The 15,570-nt window shown below is 47.4% G+C and carries 12 protein-coding genes; 10 read left to right on the forward strand and 2 right to left on the reverse strand.

Annotation, left to right across the window (positions count from 1 at the left end; translation table 11 throughout):
* Nucleotides 1–7 precede the first annotated feature (7 nt).
* On the forward strand, nucleotides 8–898 hold the full coding sequence (gene malG, locus BZG23_RS13575; RefSeq protein ID WP_046075898.1) for a maltose ABC transporter permease MalG: 891 nt from the start codon (nucleotides 8–10) through the stop codon (nucleotides 896–898).
* Between the two features lie 83 nt (nucleotides 899–981).
* Here the strand turns inward: malG and BZG23_RS13580 are convergent, their stop codons facing one another.
* Nucleotides 982–2,946, reverse strand: a complete 1,965-nt coding sequence (locus BZG23_RS13580; protein ID WP_077607256.1) for a glycogen debranching protein — start codon at nucleotides 2,944–2,946, stop codon at nucleotides 982–984.
* A 411-nt stretch (nucleotides 2,947–3,357) separates the two neighbouring features.
* Here BZG23_RS13580 and lamB point away from each other — a divergent pair, with 411 nt between their 5' ends.
* Together lamB and BZG23_RS13590 are read left to right on the forward strand one after the other, a co-directional pair.
* Nucleotides 3,358–4,533, forward strand: coding sequence for a maltoporin LamB (lamB, locus tag BZG23_RS13585; protein WP_046075897.1), 1,176 nt, complete (start codon nucleotides 3,358–3,360; stop codon nucleotides 4,531–4,533).
* 64 nt (nucleotides 4,534–4,597) lie between these two features.
* Complete coding sequence (locus BZG23_RS13590) at nucleotides 4,598–5,425, forward strand: MalM family protein (RefSeq protein ID WP_052708141.1); 828 nt, start codon at nucleotides 4,598–4,600, stop codon at nucleotides 5,423–5,425.
* 103 nt (nucleotides 5,426–5,528) lie between these two features.
* Here BZG23_RS13590 and BZG23_RS13595 read toward each other — a convergent pair whose 3' ends face one another.
* Nucleotides 5,529–7,616 carry a methyl-accepting chemotaxis protein gene (locus BZG23_RS13595; protein ID WP_077607257.1) on the reverse strand — a complete coding sequence of 696 codons (2,088 nt, stop codon included), beginning with the start codon at nucleotides 7,614–7,616 and terminating at the stop codon, nucleotides 5,529–5,531.
* A gap of 795 nt (nucleotides 7,617–8,411) precedes the next feature.
* Here BZG23_RS13595 and tssB point away from each other — a divergent pair.
* The 7 genes from tssB to tssJ are packed head-to-tail and all read left to right on the forward strand — an operon-like array spanning nucleotide 8,412 to nucleotide 15,565.
* Complete coding sequence (gene tssB, locus BZG23_RS13600) at nucleotides 8,412–8,921, forward strand: type VI secretion system contractile sheath small subunit (protein ID WP_077579342.1); 510 nt, start codon at nucleotides 8,412–8,414, stop codon at nucleotides 8,919–8,921.
* A gap of 43 nt (nucleotides 8,922–8,964) precedes the next feature.
* Nucleotides 8,965–10,437 carry a type VI secretion system contractile sheath large subunit gene (tssC, locus tag BZG23_RS13605; RefSeq protein WP_077457793.1) on the forward strand — a complete coding sequence of 491 codons (1,473 nt, stop codon included), beginning with the start codon at nucleotides 8,965–8,967 and terminating at the stop codon, nucleotides 10,435–10,437.
* Nucleotides 10,438–10,439: 2 nt separating this feature from the next.
* Complete coding sequence (gene tssE / locus BZG23_RS13610) at nucleotides 10,440–10,877, forward strand: type VI secretion system baseplate subunit TssE (protein ID WP_077579343.1); 438 nt, start codon at nucleotides 10,440–10,442, stop codon at nucleotides 10,875–10,877.
* Between the two features lie 5 nt (nucleotides 10,878–10,882).
* Nucleotides 10,883–12,652, forward strand: coding sequence for a type VI secretion system baseplate subunit TssF (gene tssF, locus BZG23_RS13615; protein WP_077607258.1), 1,770 nt, complete (start codon nucleotides 10,883–10,885; stop codon nucleotides 12,650–12,652).
* Complete coding sequence (tssG, locus tag BZG23_RS13620; protein WP_077607259.1) at nucleotides 12,616–13,617, forward strand: type VI secretion system baseplate subunit TssG; 1,002 nt, start codon at nucleotides 12,616–12,618, stop codon at nucleotides 13,615–13,617. The genes tssF and tssG overlap by 37 nt, the downstream gene beginning before the upstream one ends.
* Before the next feature lie 2 nt (nucleotides 13,618–13,619).
* Entirely contained in the window at nucleotides 13,620–15,086 is a 1,467-nt protein-coding gene (gene tagH / locus BZG23_RS13625) for a type VI secretion system-associated FHA domain protein TagH (RefSeq protein WP_077607260.1), read from the forward strand.
* 2 nt (nucleotides 15,087–15,088) lie between these two features.
* Nucleotides 15,089–15,565 (forward strand): type VI secretion system lipoprotein TssJ, encoded by a 477-nt coding sequence (tssJ, locus tag BZG23_RS13630; RefSeq protein ID WP_077607261.1) that lies wholly within the window; start codon nucleotides 15,089–15,091, stop codon nucleotides 15,563–15,565.
* Nucleotides 15,566–15,570 lie beyond the last annotated feature (5 nt).

Below are 15,570 nucleotides of genomic sequence, written 5' to 3' on the forward strand. Positions count from 1 at the left end.
CCTAAATATGGCAATGGTACAAGGTAAATCCTTAAAATATCGCGTCTGGGCAACCCATATTGGCTTGTGCTTATTTTTGGCGCTGATCCTATTCCCGCTGTTAATGATTATTGCGATTTCATTCCGTGAAGGGAACTTCGCCACCGGGAGTTTGATCCCGAAAAATCCATCACTCGAGCACTGGAAGTTAGCGTTGGGTTTTCCGGTAACTAACCCAGATGGTTCGGTTACACCACCGCCATTCCCCGTTCTGTTGTGGCTGTGGAACTCGGTAAAAGTAGCAGGTATTACATCGCTATTTATTGTGGTGCTCTCGACGACGTCGGCGTATGCCTTTGCGCGTATGCGATTTAAAGGCAAGCAAACCATCTTGAACGCGATGATGATCTTCCAGATGTTCCCAGCGGTGTTGGCATTGGTGGCTATCTACGCCTTGTTTGATAAGTTAGGGCAGTACATTCCGTTTTTGGGGCTCAACACGCACGGTGGCTTGATCTTTGCCTACTTGGGCGGGATTGCATTACACGTTTGGACCATTAAAGGTTACTTCGAGAGCATTGATGGTTCATTGGAAGAAGCCGCAGCACTGGATGGCGCCACTCCATGGCAGGCGTTTAGGCTGGTGCTGCTTCCGCTCTCCGTGCCTATCTTGGCTGTGGTCTTTATTCTGTCGTTTATCATGGCGGTAGGTGAGGTGCCAGTTGCTTCGATTCTGTTGTCGGATGTTGATTCGTATACCTTGGCGGTCGGCATGCAGCAGTACTTGTATCCGCAGAACTATCTGTGGGGCGACTTCGCGGCGGCAGCCGTGCTTTCAGCGGTACCGATCACAGGTGTTTTCTTACTCGCCCAACGTTGGTTAGTGGGTGGTTTGACTGCTGGTGGTGTGAAAGGCTAAGGCGTTACGCCCTCAGGCGAAGCAAGAGCACGAAAGTAAAGGCAGCTAACATTAGCTGCCTTCTTGATGTGGGTAATATTAGGCTACAGCCAGTCACCGTCAATACAGACTACAAAGTGCTTGCCTGCCAATATCAGGGATGGCTCGGGTGTGGTGATAGTCGTTTCATTGGTTGCGCTGTCACAGACAATACGCCACTGATGATTTGGTGGAAGCCGTAGGTTGTGCGCGGTGTCGCCGCTGTTAATGGCAATGAGCAGCGATTGACCCGCGTCAGAATGATGCGCACCGAGTGTGATCTGACAGCTGAGTGCTTGCAGGCTTGGCCATTGATGATCGAGAATAGGATCGCCATTCGGATGTCGCCACTCAATCTGATTGCAATGGCGCTGTGTGCCACTCAACGCATCAATAAAGCGCGGTACGATAGCATTGCGACGTGCAATCATGGTGGCAAGCCAGTTTGACCAAACATGATCCTGCGTTTGCCAGTTTAACCAACTGATGGGGTTGTCTTGGCAATAGGCATTGTTGTTTCCCTGTTGCGAGTGCCCTAAAACATCGGCCATTAGAATGTGCGGCGCCCCCAGCGAGAAGAGGGTGCTCGCCATCATATTCCGTTTTTGCCGAGTTCTTATCTCAATAATATCAGTATTGTTTGTGGATCCTTCAACACCATAGTTGGCGGAGCGATTATCGCCATGGCCATCTCGGTTGTTCTCGCCATTGGCGTGATTATGCCGCTTGGCATAACTGACCACATCCTGCAGGGTAAAGCCATCATGGTAGGTGATGTAGTTGATGGGTAGGTGATCCGGCCAATACGCTGCGCTGAAAAAGTCGCGTGACCCCATCAACCGCGTGGCGAAATCCTGTAGCATACCTGGCTCTCCTCGCCATAAACTGCGCGTGATGTCGCGGATTTTATCGTTACATTCGGCCCAGTTAATCGGAAATTGTCCTAGCTGATACCCATCGGGGCCTATATCCCATGGTTCCGCAATTAATTTGACCTTAGAAAGGATCGGATCTTGGGCGATGGCATRGAAAAAGGCATTGTGGGGATCAAAGGTATCGCCGTCTCGCCCTAAGGTGGCGGCGAGATCGAACCGAAACCCGTCAACGTGATAGTCGGTAACCCACATCCGTAAGGTGTCGAGCACCTGCTTCATTGCAGCAGAATGGCGTATATCAATGGTATTGCCACAGCCGGTATGGTTGCGCAGCCGTTGGCCATCATGTAAGTACATGGCATGATCAAGCGCTTTATAATGAAGAATCGGCCCACCTTCTCCGCCTTCCGCCGTGTGATTAAACACCACGTCTAGAATGACTTCGATGTCGTGGCGGTGTAGTTCGCGTATTGCCGTTTTCAGCTCGTTAACCGCATTTTTTTCCGCGTAGCGTGGATCCGGAGCCATCCAAACGTATGGGTTGTAGCCCCAGTAGTTGGTTTTTTGCTGGCTGAGTAAATGCGGCTCCGGTAAGCTACAGGTAATCGGCAGCAGTTGCAGGCAATTAATCTGATGTTGTTGATAGAACGCCAACATCGCTGGTGACACCAAGCCTAAATAACGCCCTTGCTGTGTTGGCGCGACATCTGGGTGCTGTTGAGTTAGCCCTTTAACATGGGTTTCGAAAATAACGGTGTCGCACATTGAGCGTTGGGGCGATGACACGCCTTGCCAATCAAATAAGTCGTGATCGACGACTTGGCAGCGCGCAACCTGTGTGCTTTGCGATGATGTATAGGGAGGCTGATAGGTTAAAGGGCCGGTAATGGCCTGAGCATAAGGGTCAGCCACACACCAGATTTGACCATCATGTGAGACCTCAAAGCTGTATTCTTGCCCTGCAACGACATCAGCAACATCTTGTGTCCAGTAGCCGCGCTTATATTCGTGCATAGCGATCCGCTGAGGTTGGTGCGCTTGATGCCACAATAGTAAATGTACGCCGTCCTGGTCTGGCGCATACAGTGTAAACCGACAGCCTGATGGGTGTAATTGCGCCCCTAATACATAAGGAGATGGGAAACAAACCGACATAACTAACACCGTTAAATGAGACGAGTCGCTATTAGAGCGGTTACCTATAAATAATTCAATCTGACGTCACATTTATGATCATTGCCCCTCGTGTAATAAAGTTTCATATCGATATGAATGAAATTATTAATAGTGATCTATTCGACGTTTTGTAGGGGATAAACAAGAAACCCAGTTACCAATTACGCCTTGGTTCAGTGATCGATGTCGACAAGTTAGGATAATCCGCCTTCCCTCCTCCTTACTCCTCCTCCCCCTTCAACCACATCCCTGGATGACGCGCACTTTAGTGTGTAGGGATAGGATATTTCCAGGATAACGAAGAAAGCTAAGCCTTGGACACACTGTCTTTTTCCACTACCCACTGCCGGTGTGAAGGGACACGTAAAAAGGCGCATTATGGAGTAAGGTATGAGAAAAGTAAGTTTAATTGCGGCGGCTGTCGCAGCTGCTGTCACTGCCACCTCAGCGTTCGCTGTTGATTTTAATGGTTATGCTCGTGCGGGTGCTGCGATCGGTGGTGATGGTGCGGGTGATAGTGCTTTTGAAAAGAATAAAGTTGGTCGTTTGGGTAATGAAGACGACAACTATTACGAGTTCGGTTTTTCAGAAGAACTTCAAACGGGTGAGCAATCATGGAAACTGGAATCTATGATTGCCTCTAGCGATAAAGGCCAAAATGGTTGGGAAGATAGCGAAATCAATGTCGCGCAATTTAATGTCCAAGCCAAAGGTGTGATTGCATCCGATCCTGAAGCCGTTATTTGGGCGGGTAAGCGCTATTATCAACGTAAAGATATCCACATTACTGACTTCTATTTCTTGAATACATCAGGTACTGGTGGTGGTATTGAAAACATTTCACTGGGCGATCAAAAGCTTTCTTTAGCGTTTGTTCAAGATGGAGAAAATGATCAGTCCTCAGGCTATATTTTTGATGCGCGCTTAGCCAACATCGGCTTGTGGAAAGATGCTAGCTTAGAGCTCGCTACGGCCTATAACTTTGCGACAGAAAAAGATGACCAAACCGAAGCGGCTGATGATGGTATTATGCTTACCGGTATTGTGCATCAAAATATGGACAATGGTTTCAACCAAACAATCTTGCAATATGGTTCTGCAGGATACGGTGATCAGATTGCTGGCTTTGGTTCTGGTGCATGGTACAGCCGCGGCTCCGATGATAAAAACGATGCGAAAGGCTACCGTATTATCAACTGGGGTGTGATGAATGTTGGGTCATCGATGGAACTCGGACATCAGCTCTCTTATCATAATGGCTCGGACTTGACAGATGGTGAGGGCGACTCTGATATGTTCACTGCTGTTGTGCGTCCTGTTTATAAGTGGAACGACACGATGCGCACTATCGGTGAAGTAGGCTTCTTTGATGGAGAAAATCAAGGAACAGACCAAGGAGGCCACAAGTTTACTTTAGCTCAAGCATGGGCAATGGGTGACAGCTTCTGGTCGCGTCCTGAGATTCGCTTCTACGGTACGTATATTACGGATGAAGAAGGAGATACGTTTGGTGACAAAGGTGACTCAGAGTTCGTAACTGGTGTGCAATTGGAAGCTTGGTGGTAAGTCTTTTTTTAAACTGTCTTTTTTCATAGCCGACAATTGTCGGCTATTTTTTTAGGTGTTTTATATGAATAAGAAAGTGTTATTTATTTCTGGGCTATTATTACTTAGTGGGTGCTCGACGTTCGTTGATAACCAATATAAGGTTGCACCGACAGGAAAGGCAGTGACGCAGCTTGAAAAAGCGAAACAACTGCCGATAACAATGGACAAAGAGATAAAAATAGCGGTCACCGCGCAAACACAAGTCCTCGATATCTATAGCATTGATAGCCCTGGCGTCATTTTCGACTTACCAATGGTAAAAAATGGATTAGCTATCAATATTGAGGCAGAAGTCAACGACAGTGTTTTTGTCCCAAGTGCTAAAGTCATTAACCAGTCTGGCGATATTCGTGCTGAGCTTGATGATGATGGGTTAGTCTATCTAAAGCCCCGTCTAGCCGATGGAAACCGTTTGCAAGGTAATATTAAAGTCCATCCACAAATTGGCGATAGTTCGCTCTATTTAGTTATTTTTACCGATAAAGATAAACTTAATGAAACGGTGGCGGTTAGCCACCCAGCGAAATTGGACGCAGAGGGGAGAGGGAATTACTTTCCGGAGGTAGGTGATATTCAAGTGCCGCGCGCGTTGACTGGCACGTTTTCCATCGAAGCAACCGCTTTGGGCGCACATAACAATGCTCAGCCTATCGTCCTGCCAGCGCTCTCCGCCACTGAACGCCCGCAACAAGAAAGCGTTAGTTTTTATCACCAGGCTATTCGGGCCGCCATTGCAGACAACGATGTCGACAAAGCAATGGGCTTGCTGCGTGATGCGGAGCAATTGGGTATTACTGACGCTGACCAAGTCTTTCGTGACGCGATGAAAGCACAATTAGACAAGAAGTAATCTCACCATTTAAGCTATGTTTTACATCGCGTCTTCAACAAGACATAACCTCAAAAGGGCAACGTTGGTTGCCCTTTTTTAGTATGAGAGGTAAGGCTGGAAACTAGACCGTAAACGTATCGACCAGTTGGCGAATCGTTTTGGCCTCGTGGTTGAGGGTTTGGTTTGCGCCTTGCGCTTGCTCACTGAGTGACAAGGTTTGTTCTATGCGTTGTGACAGTGCCTGGATGTTTTCAGCCACCTGCTGAGAGACGGCACTTTGCTCTTCCGCCGCGCCTGCGGTTTGGTAATTGATATCGCCTAGCTGCTGCACCAAATCAACAATCTCGGTTAAGGTCTCCTGCACGGAAACACTCGCGTGATAACCCTCCGCCGCACCACGCTCACCTTGTTGGATGACAGCTTCAATATCGGTAAGGAGTTGGTTGAAGGTTTCAAGCGTCGATACGATTTGGTCGACAGATTTTTGTGAGTGCTGGGCCAAGGCGCGCACCTCGTCAGCGACGACCGCAAACCCTCGGCCAGCCTCACCGGCGCGTGCCGACTCAATCGCGGCATTGAGCGCTAGCAAGTTGGTTTGATCTGAAATGCCGCGAATGTCGTCGAGTAGAGAGGCAATATCGCTACCACTGGCTTTGACTTCGCTGACAAAACTGTTGGCTTTTTGCAGATCTGTGTTGGCGGTTTGGTTACGTGCCACATTGTTAGCCACATTCTCCATGCATTGATTCAGCGATGAAACCACAGCGGTATTTTTCTCTTTTGAGGCTTCAGAGTTGGTTGCCACATCTTTTGAGGTCGCGGTCAGTTGCTCCATTGCCGTCGCGGCTTGGTGTAATGTCTCGGTATTATCAGACAGGGCTTGGTGGGCATCGGTGATGGCGTTATTGGCTGTCGTTGATGTGTCGGACAAACGTCCACCTGCTTGTTGAATTTGTCCCACCATCGCTTGCAGCGCATCCAACATGTGATTGACTGAGTGTTTAATACGATCAATCTCTGTCTTACCATTAACCGACAAACGCTGCGTTAAATCGCCACCACCTTGGGCTATCGCTTGAATCGATTGCTCGACGCTACTCAACGGTGCTAATTGACGTTTGATAACGATTTGAATGATCACAAAGGCCAGCAAAAGGACGAGGCCACTCACCCAATATATGGTGTTTTGAATATCGCTTTCGGCGTCTGTCATCATTTGATTCAGCTGTGTGACGGGTGCCATCGCGGCCTGCTTGGGGGTCACAATCATCACTGACCACGTCTGAGACATATTGCCAAATTCGATCGGTTGCGACACATAAAAGTGCGAATCGGTTTGTTTGAATTGGCTTTTATGGCTTTGCTTTTGAAGCTTGGCAAGAGAGTGATAAGCGGGAGAGGATAGTTTGGAGACCGCGGCACCATGCTGGACTTGTTGATCGGTGCTGGCAACGATTCGGCCATTTTGACTGACAACAAACAGCTTACCGTTACTGTCGGCACGTTTAGCCAGAATGGACTGGATTTGTGCTGTAGTCAGTGTACTCCCCACCATGGCAACGGCCTTATCGAAGCGGAAAACGGGGGTTGTCACATCAAACACCGTTTGGGTTTTGCCATTAATCTCAGCGGTTCTCGGGTCGGTGATACAATCTTTTTGTGTGCTCACCGGGCATTGATACCAAGGGTTAGTTTCAGAGAAATTTTGCGCAGCGGTAAGGCGCATTTCCCCGCTCTCATCCACCGACACAGACGGCACATAGCGTCCATCTGCAGCGCTTGTTGGGTCGCCGTAGTAAAAAGCATCGGCGCCTAACACGTTTTTTTGCCACTCGGTGTAGATATTGTGCCATTCAGGTTGGCGTTTCAAAATCGAATACATGATCCGAGGTATATCATCTCGGTCGAGGATCCGTGCTGACTTATTCTTTTCCGCTTCGGAGGTATAAATCTGAGCGATAGTCCGTACCGTATCGAGGGGAGAGGCAATATACGCATGGATCTCCTCGCTAATCGCTGTCGCGCGATTTTGCATCTTAATCACCTGATCACGCTTTACGTTTTCAGTGACCTGGGATGACATTGCTGACTGACTGCTATTCAGCGTTGACAAGGAAACGGCACTCACTGCTCCAAGACCGATCAGGACGATGGACGAGGCAGCTAAGCTTATCCGCTGACTTATAGAAAGGGTACGCAACTTTTTCATAATCACTATCCGCACAAAGAAAACCGCACAAAGAAATACTCTGAGTCGTCGAGTGGCGAGACAATGGCGTCGTGCGAAGAGTGATGGCACAACGGGTAGCGCGCCGACGGAGACGATAATTGACACTAGTGTTACTTAATTAAGAAAAGGGCACATCCTCCTAAGAAACGAGCGAAGAGAGGAGGAGAACAAAGGGAGGAGAGGGTATACGCACAACTAAGTGTTAGTGGGTCGAGTGCACATCTTGCGCGTGTTGTCGCGTTTAATGTGTCGCGATGATCACACGATTTCCGCTCTAAGCCTGTTCAAATACGGTGCTATTCACATTTTCGTCACTAAAGCGTCGAGGTGGACGGATATGGAGGAGGTCAGATGGTTAGGTATCTGCTAGCCCACCACCTCCTCATTAGGTGAAGCTAACTACCTAAAGATAATAAGATATTTGTTAATGACATTAGAGGTTATTTAATTATATTTCCGTAAATAAAAAAGAGTATTTACCCTTAATATTATAGAGCTATTACTCACTAACGTATTATTTACACTTGGCTATGTCATGAAAATGTCAGAATGTCAGTAAAGTGTGCCGTTTTTAAAGAAAAAAACAAAAGTGAGGTGTTGCTCCAAAATTATACATTTTTAATTAATGTCTAATTTTTCGTTATGTATGCTGGCGCACCGTCAGTGATAGCAGCACAGCGAGTCATTGATGTTTTTAAGATGTTAACGCAGTTCAGCGTGACAGGGTCACTCCTGGCTGTGCTGTCATTTTGGTGAAGGTATCGAGGGTTCAAAGTGTCCAAAGAAGGAAGCGTAGCGCCTAAAGAGCGCATTAATATCAAGTACGTCCCCGCGACGGGTGACCAGCAAGCAGAAGTGGAGCTCCCGCTAAAAACCTTGGTTGTTGGTGATTTTAAGGGGCATACAGAAGAGACGCCCGTTGAAGACCGTGCAACAGTTTCGGTAGATAAAAACAATTTTGAAGATGTAATGCGCGAGAGCAATTTGCGTCTGTCCACCACGGTAAAAAATCAACTTGTCGATGATGAAGATGCAGAATTACCTGTCGAGCTGTCTTTTAAATCCATGAGTGATTTTGCACCTGACTCAGTTGCTGACCAAGTTCCTGAGCTCAAAAAGCTGATTGAGCTTCGTGAAGCTTTGGTTGCATTGAAAGGCCCTCTAGGCAACATTCCTGCTTTCCGCGATCGTTTGCAGGAGCTGCTTAATTCTGAGGAGTCTCGAGAAAAGTTGCTTGCTGAGCTAAATATCGTCGGTGGCGATGATGATGCTCCGAAAGAGTAATTGATTCAAATTAGTAGTTAATTAAGTCTTAGGAAATAGAAACATGTCTACAAGTGAATCAGTCGTAGAGTCTCCTGAAGTAAAAGAAGGTGGCTTACTTGACGAGATCATGGCGCAAACGCGTATTGAGCCTAGCGAAGAGGGCTATGATGTCGCCAAAAAAGGCGTTGCAGCCTTTATTGAAAACCTCGTGGGTAATGATCAAACACAAGAGCCTGTGAATAAGTCTCTTGTCGATCAGATGCTCGTTGAGCTTGATAAAAAGATCAGTGCTCAAATGGACGAAATTTTGCACGACACGTCTTTCCAAGAAATGGAATCAGCGTGGCGTGGGCTTAAATTGTTTGTCGACCGTACTGACTTCCGCGAGAACAACAAAGTTGACATCTTGCACGTTACCAAAGAAGAGTTGCTAGACGACTTTGAATTCGCGCCAGAAACAACACAATCAGGCCTGTATAAGCACGTATACTCGTCAGGTTATGGTCAATTTGGTGGTGAGCCAACAGGCGCCATTATTGGTAACTATGCCTTTACGCCATCAACCCCAGATATGAAGCTGCTGCAATATATGGGTGCGCTGGGCGCCATGGCACATGCGCCATTTATTTCAAGCGTCGGGCCAGAGTTCTTTGGCATTGAGTCGTTTGAGGAGCTTCCAAACATCAAAGATGTTAAATCTATCTTTGAGAGCCCTAAATACACGAAATGGCGCTCATTACGTGAGTCTGAAGATGCACGTTATCTTGGCCTGGCCGCGCCACGCTTCCTATTACGTGTGCCTTACGATCCAACGGAGAACCCGATCAAGTCTTTCGTTTACCACGAAAACGTTAGTCAAGATCATGAGCATTATCTTTGGGGTAATACAGCGTTTGCATTTGCAACACGCCTGACGGATAGCTTCGCCAAGTATCGTTGGTGTCCGAACATCATTGGTCCACAGAGCGGCGGTGCAGTAGAAGATCTGCCTGTTCACGTTTATGAATCAATGGGTGCCCTACAGACCAAGATCCCAACCGAAGTCTTGATCACCGATCGCAAAGAGTTCGAACTTGCGGAAGAAGGCTTTATTGGTCTGACAATGCGCAAAGGCAGTGACAATGCGGCGTTCTTCTCTGCTAACTCCATTCAGAAGCCTAAGGTATTCCCAAATACCAAAGAAGGTAAAGAAGCAGAGACGAACTACAAGCTTGGTACACAGCTTCCTTACATGATGATTATTAATCGTCTAGCGCACTACATCAAGGTGCTACAACGTGAGCAAATTGGCTCTTGGAAAGAGCGCCAAGACCTTGAGCGCGAGCTAAACACCTGGCTGAAGCAATATGTTGCTGACCAAGAGAACCCACCAGCAGACGTGCGTAGCCGTCGACCACTTCGTGCTGCCAAAATTGAAGTAAGCGATGTGGAAGGGAACCCTGGTTGGTATCAGGTGTCGCTAGCTGTTCGTCCTCACTTTAAGTATATGGGTGCGAACTTTGAGCTGTCTCTTGTTGGTAGGCTTGATCAGTAATCATGTCATACGTTGCGCTAGAAGACAGTGCATTTGGTGTCGGCTTCTTGGAGCGTCTAGAAGCCGACGCTAAGCCTGTTTCAATTACTCAGGGGCCGAGCAGTCCAGACGTAGTGAGATCGATAAAACGTAATATCGCTAATGTGTTGAATACGCGTATTGGTGGTGCGCAAAGCTCGCCTGGCTTGGGGCTGATCGATTTCAACGACGCGACACTCGAAAGCTTAGATCTGTCGCTGAGGGTCAAGTTAGCCATTAAAGGATGTTTGGAAAGATATGAGCCTAGGCTAACCAATATTTTGGTGACATCAGATTTTGATCCGCACTCGCCACTTATGCTGCGATTCAACATTGTTGCCACCGTGAATAGCGAAGCGCTCCACGAGAAAGTTCAACTTAGCTTGCTTTTAGACCAGAACCGCCAATATCGAGTGTTGTAAACCGCATGACGCAAGACAAGTATTTTCGAGAAGAGCTCGCGTTTTTAAAAGAGCAAGGTAAAGCCTTTACTGAACTGCACCCCCAGCTCGCACGCTTTTTACATGGTCGACATACAGACCCAGATGTAGAGCGTTTGTTGGAGGGATTTGCGTTTTTAACCGGCAAGCTGCGCGAAAAAGTTGATGATGATTTTCCTGAGCTGACTCACTCGATTATCAATATGCTCTGGCCTAACTATTTACGCCCAGTGCCGAGTATATGTATCGCGCAATTTAAGCCAGAAGGGAGTTTGAGCGAAAAGCAAGTTGTTGCTAAGGGGACGGAGCTTGACAGTAAGCCTGTTATGGAAACCCAGTGTCGCTTTCAAACTTGCCGAGAGGTTGAGTTGTACCCGCTGTATTGTTCTAACGTTCACGCTGAACACACACGTGAAGCGACGACAATTCAGCTGCAAATGACCTTAGACGGTGATATGTCGGTACGAGATGCCAACATCAACACGCTGCGTTTTTACATTGGTGGTGATAAATATAGCGCACAAATGATCTATTTGTGGCTGAGTCATCATCTCGAAAAACTCACGGTACACGTCGATGGCACTGAGTTCTCGCTACCAAGAGATGCGTTTTCATCGGTTGGATTTAATCCTGGCGATGGTCTATTGCCATATCCACAAAATGTGTATGACGGTTATCGTGTCCTACAGGAATATTTGTCATTTCCTGAAGCGTTTCATTTCTTTGATATTAGCGGCTTAGATAAGGCAATACCGAACAATGTCTACGGCCAGTTTACGGTGCAGTTACATTTGTCTAAAACGTTGCCATCAGATGTCAGAGTGAGATCAGAGAGCTTTCAGCTATATTGCACCCCCGTCATTAACTTGTTTGATCATGACGCAGACCCGATCGATCTCACCGGAAAGAGCACTGAATACAAAGTTATTCCATCAAGCGGTAAGCCAGCCCATTATGAAGTGTTCAGTATTGATAGTGTCACGGGTCGGCAAGACAAAGTCATTGATGGTAAACCGGTACGTGGTCAAAAGCGGGTTTATACCCCGTTTGAGAGCTTTCAACATGAAGTAGAGCGGGTGCGTAATCGAGAAACCCTTTATTACCGCTCACGGGTAAAAAACAGCATTCGCGGGGATGGTTTTGATTCTTTTATCTCGTTTATTCGCGGGGATGAGTCAGCATCCGTCGATGTCGATGAGGCGGTGTCAATTAAGCTGACCTGCACAAATCGTCAACTTCCATTGGACTTAGGTGTCGGAGATATTTGCTATCCAACGGACAGTTCACCGCCATTTGCAGAGTTCGAAAACATTACAATCCCAACGCAAGCATTGAGGCCTGTGCTGGATGGCAGCTTGCTATGGATGTTGATTTCTAATTTATCGTTGAATTACTTGTCGCTCCTGTCAAAAGACGCATTGAGCTGTGTATTAACCGCTTATGATTTTCGTGCGTTGGTGGATCGTCAAGCAGAGCGAGTGGGTAAGAAACGCCTAGACGCGATTGAAGATATTCAATCCAAGCCCATGGATAAGTTATTACGTGGCATGCCGGTTCGAGGTTTGCAGTCCACGATTTATCTCAATCAAGACGGCTTTGGCTCGGAAGGCGATTTATATTTATTTGGAACGGTGCTCAGCCACTTTTTCTCGTTGTACGCGAGTATTAATTCTTTTCATGAGCTTACCGTTATCAACACAACGAATAACGAGACCTATACATGGCAGACGAGAGTTGGGATGCAACCACTCATCTAGAGGAGTTGTCACCTAGTGTGGCTGATCTTGTTCAAGATGCGCGAGTGTATAGCTTCTTCCAACTTGTTGAGCTTTTACAAAAGCATAAAGGGTTGAACCCTGAGGAAGAAGAGTGGGAGCGCGAGTGTCAGCTGGTGTTTAGCGCTAATCCCAGTCTTGGATTTGCCGCGTCAGATATATCATCGCTTGATCAGGTTAACGATCACACGGTGATGTTAACGAACTTTTTAGGGCTAGCAGGTTCGCAATCACCATTGCCGGCATTTATTACCGAACAGCTCCTCCATGAAGAGCCTGGCGGTATTAAAAGACCATTTTTGGACTTTTTTAATAATCGGCTAATCGCGTTGGTATACCGGATCTGGCGTAAATATCGTTATTACGTGAGGTTTCAGCCAGGTGCAGAAGATCAGTTCTCTGCGCAGCTCTTCGCGCTTGTTGGGTTAGGAGATCCCCAGTTAAGGGGTGAGACCCCAATCAACTGGTGCAAAATGTTGGCCTATGCCGGCACGCTAGCGGGGAGAAGTCGTTCGCCAACTGTGGTTTCCGGCATCATTGCGCATTGTTTTGACCTTGAACAGGTTGAAATCCGCCAATGGGTGACTCGCAAAGTGAAAATAGCCAAGGAGCAGCAAATGTCTCTTGGATGCATGAACGGGCGCTTGGGCGAGGACACCGTGATTGGCGAGTCGGTCTTTGATTGCAATGGCAAGTTTGTTATTTGCATCAAAAACCTGACCCGAGAGCGCTTTAACGACTTTCTGCCTGTGGGTAAAGAGTATCAGCCACTGTGCAAATTAGTTGAGTTCATTTTACGTGAGCAAATGGCGTTCGACATAGAGCTGTCGATGACAGACGAAGAAACGCCCGCGCTTCAATTAGGAAAACAGGTTGCGCTGGGATGGACGTCTTTCCTTGGGAAAGACTTGCAAGACAAGCGCGTACTCATTCAGGTAAGGCAATAAACATGGTCTCTCAACATCAAAACGGCATAACACTCGTGGTCGCGAACGCGCAAACCCTAGAGTCTGGGTTGTCGGCACAGATTCGCTTTGTTGAGACGGGTGGCACCATTGGATCGTCTGCAATGGCGAGCTGGCGATTGAAAGATCGAATGGCGCGTGTTCATGACGTGCATTGTGAAATCTTGGTGGTTGATGGCGCTTTTTGTGTCCGTGATGAGTGTGGACAAACGTTTGTTAACGGAACAGAGATGCCGTTAGGAAAAGGGCAGCTTGCACGATTGGCACACAAAGATGAAATGCAAATTGGCCCTTACCAAGTGCGTGTGCTGACGGGCGAAGAGGGTGACGTTGATACGGGTCATATTGATACGCTTTTTGACAGCAATCATACCGATTTACTGGCTCACGCCAATGAACCCGTTGATGTAGAACCCGAGCTAGAGGATGCCTCTGCGCCTATTGATCCCCTCGTGGAGCTAGAAGCGAAGTCATCCTCTCAGGGAGCAAATTGGTTGCTGGATGATGGCCCATCAGCGCAAGACACAGAGACAGATAGCCTCGTCTCGAAAAAAAACCTAGTCGAAAAACGACCTTCTTTTACACCGCAAGCGGATAGCGAAGATGTGATGTCGGCCTCGGTGAGGTTAAAACGTATTTTTGGGTTCGGCCAAAAAAAGCAACGCGATAGTCGTTATCACTCAGACGAGACAGTACAGAGTGCGCCTCGAGTTGAAACGACACCACAGACTCCATCGAAATTGACAGACAGTGAGACGAAGCCAATGGATGAAAAAGAATTAGGACTTCTCGAACAAGAAGTGGCGAAAAGTTTGAATAATGAAGCACCCTCTTCACGAGAAGAAGGTGGGCATGGTCAGCATTTATTGACCGGGCCCATGTTGGAAGGGCTGGGAGTGCGTGTCACCAATGAACAAGACGTTCAACGTATGCACTTCCTCTCTCAGGAGATGGGGCAGTCTTTGCAAGCGTGCTTAAAAGGACTACTTGCACTGCACGAGCAAGCGGCAGAAGGGCGTTTTGGTACCATGAACCGCAACTTGCAACCGATTGAAGATAACCCGTTACGCTTAGGGCTTTCATACGAGGAAACGGTTCGCACCATGTATGACGCGGATAAAAGCCTCGTTCATCTGTCTGCACCGGCAGCGATTGCTGAAAGTCTGAAAAACGTCAGAGATCATAATGAAGCGACTCAAGATGCGATTGCGGAAGCACTAGACCAAATCTTGAACGCTTTTTCACCGGACGTGCTATTACGCCGCTTTCAACACTGCCGACGTAATACCGATGCACATGAGGAAGGTGAGTCTGCGTGGGCGTGGGAAATGTATTGCAATTACTACAAAGAGTTAACGTCTAACCGTCAGCAAGGTTTCTCCAAGCTGTTTTGGGAAATTTTCGAGCAGGTATACGACAAGCGTATTCGTGAAAAACAGCTGGAGGGCTAATTATGTTTAAGAAGTTCAGCATTGTGTGCGCGTTTTTGTTATTAACCGCGTGTAGTTCTTCAGAAGAATATAAACCTGAAGAACAACCGACGACGGTCACGTTTAGCCTTGTCAGTGACGAAGGTGTAAACCCGAATATTGCGGGGGACCCGGCATCGATCGAGGTACAAGTGTTCGAGTTGGAAGATGATTCCATGTTCATGTCGGCTGGGTTCGATCAGCTCCGCGCTGATTATGAAGATGCGCTCAGTAGTAACTTTATAAATAACTACGACTATGTGCTCACACCGGGCCAGTTTAAATTCGTTAACGCGTTCGAGATTGATGAAGATACCAATTATATCGGTGTGATGGCGCATTTTTCAGAGCCGAACCTGGGTGAATGGAAAAAAGCCGTCAAGGTATTGAATAAAGGCCGGGAATATCACTTGCTCATGTTATTCCAAGATTATGACGTGAAGTTAGAAAAGGTTGAGTAAAGTTA

Origin of the sequence: Salinivibrio sp. ML290, from assembly GCF_001995695.1 — a bacterium.
In the GTDB taxonomy this organism is placed as follows: domain Bacteria; phylum Pseudomonadota; class Gammaproteobacteria; order Enterobacterales; family Vibrionaceae; genus Salinivibrio; species Salinivibrio siamensis.

Bases quoted from the DNA above. Each gene is read 5' to 3' on its own strand.
- BZG23_RS13590 (WP_052708141.1), top strand. From the start codon at position 4,598: ATGAATAAGAAAGTGTTATTTATTTCTGGGCTATTATTACTTAGTGGG.
- tssF (WP_077607258.1), top strand. From the start codon at position 10,883: ATGACGCAAGACAAGTATTTTCGAGAAGAGCTCGCGTTTTTAAAAGAG.
- lamB (WP_046075897.1), top strand. From the start codon at position 3,358: ATGAGAAAAGTAAGTTTAATTGCGGCGGCTGTCGCAGCTGCTGTCACT.
- tssJ (WP_077607261.1), top strand. From the start codon at position 15,089: ATGTTTAAGAAGTTCAGCATTGTGTGCGCGTTTTTGTTATTAACCGCG.
- BZG23_RS13595 (WP_077607257.1), bottom strand. From the start codon at position 7,616: ATGAAAAAGTTGCGTACCCTTTCTATAAGTCAGCGGATAAGCTTAGCT.
- tssG (WP_077607259.1), top strand. From the start codon at position 12,616: ATGGCAGACGAGAGTTGGGATGCAACCACTCATCTAGAGGAGTTGTCA.
- tagH (WP_077607260.1), top strand. From the start codon at position 13,620: ATGGTCTCTCAACATCAAAACGGCATAACACTCGTGGTCGCGAACGCG.
- malG (WP_046075898.1), top strand. From the start codon at position 8: ATGGCAATGGTACAAGGTAAATCCTTAAAATATCGCGTCTGGGCAACC.
- tssE (WP_077579343.1), top strand. From the start codon at position 10,440: ATGTCATACGTTGCGCTAGAAGACAGTGCATTTGGTGTCGGCTTCTTG.
- tssC (WP_077457793.1), top strand. From the start codon at position 8,965: ATGTCTACAAGTGAATCAGTCGTAGAGTCTCCTGAAGTAAAAGAAGGT.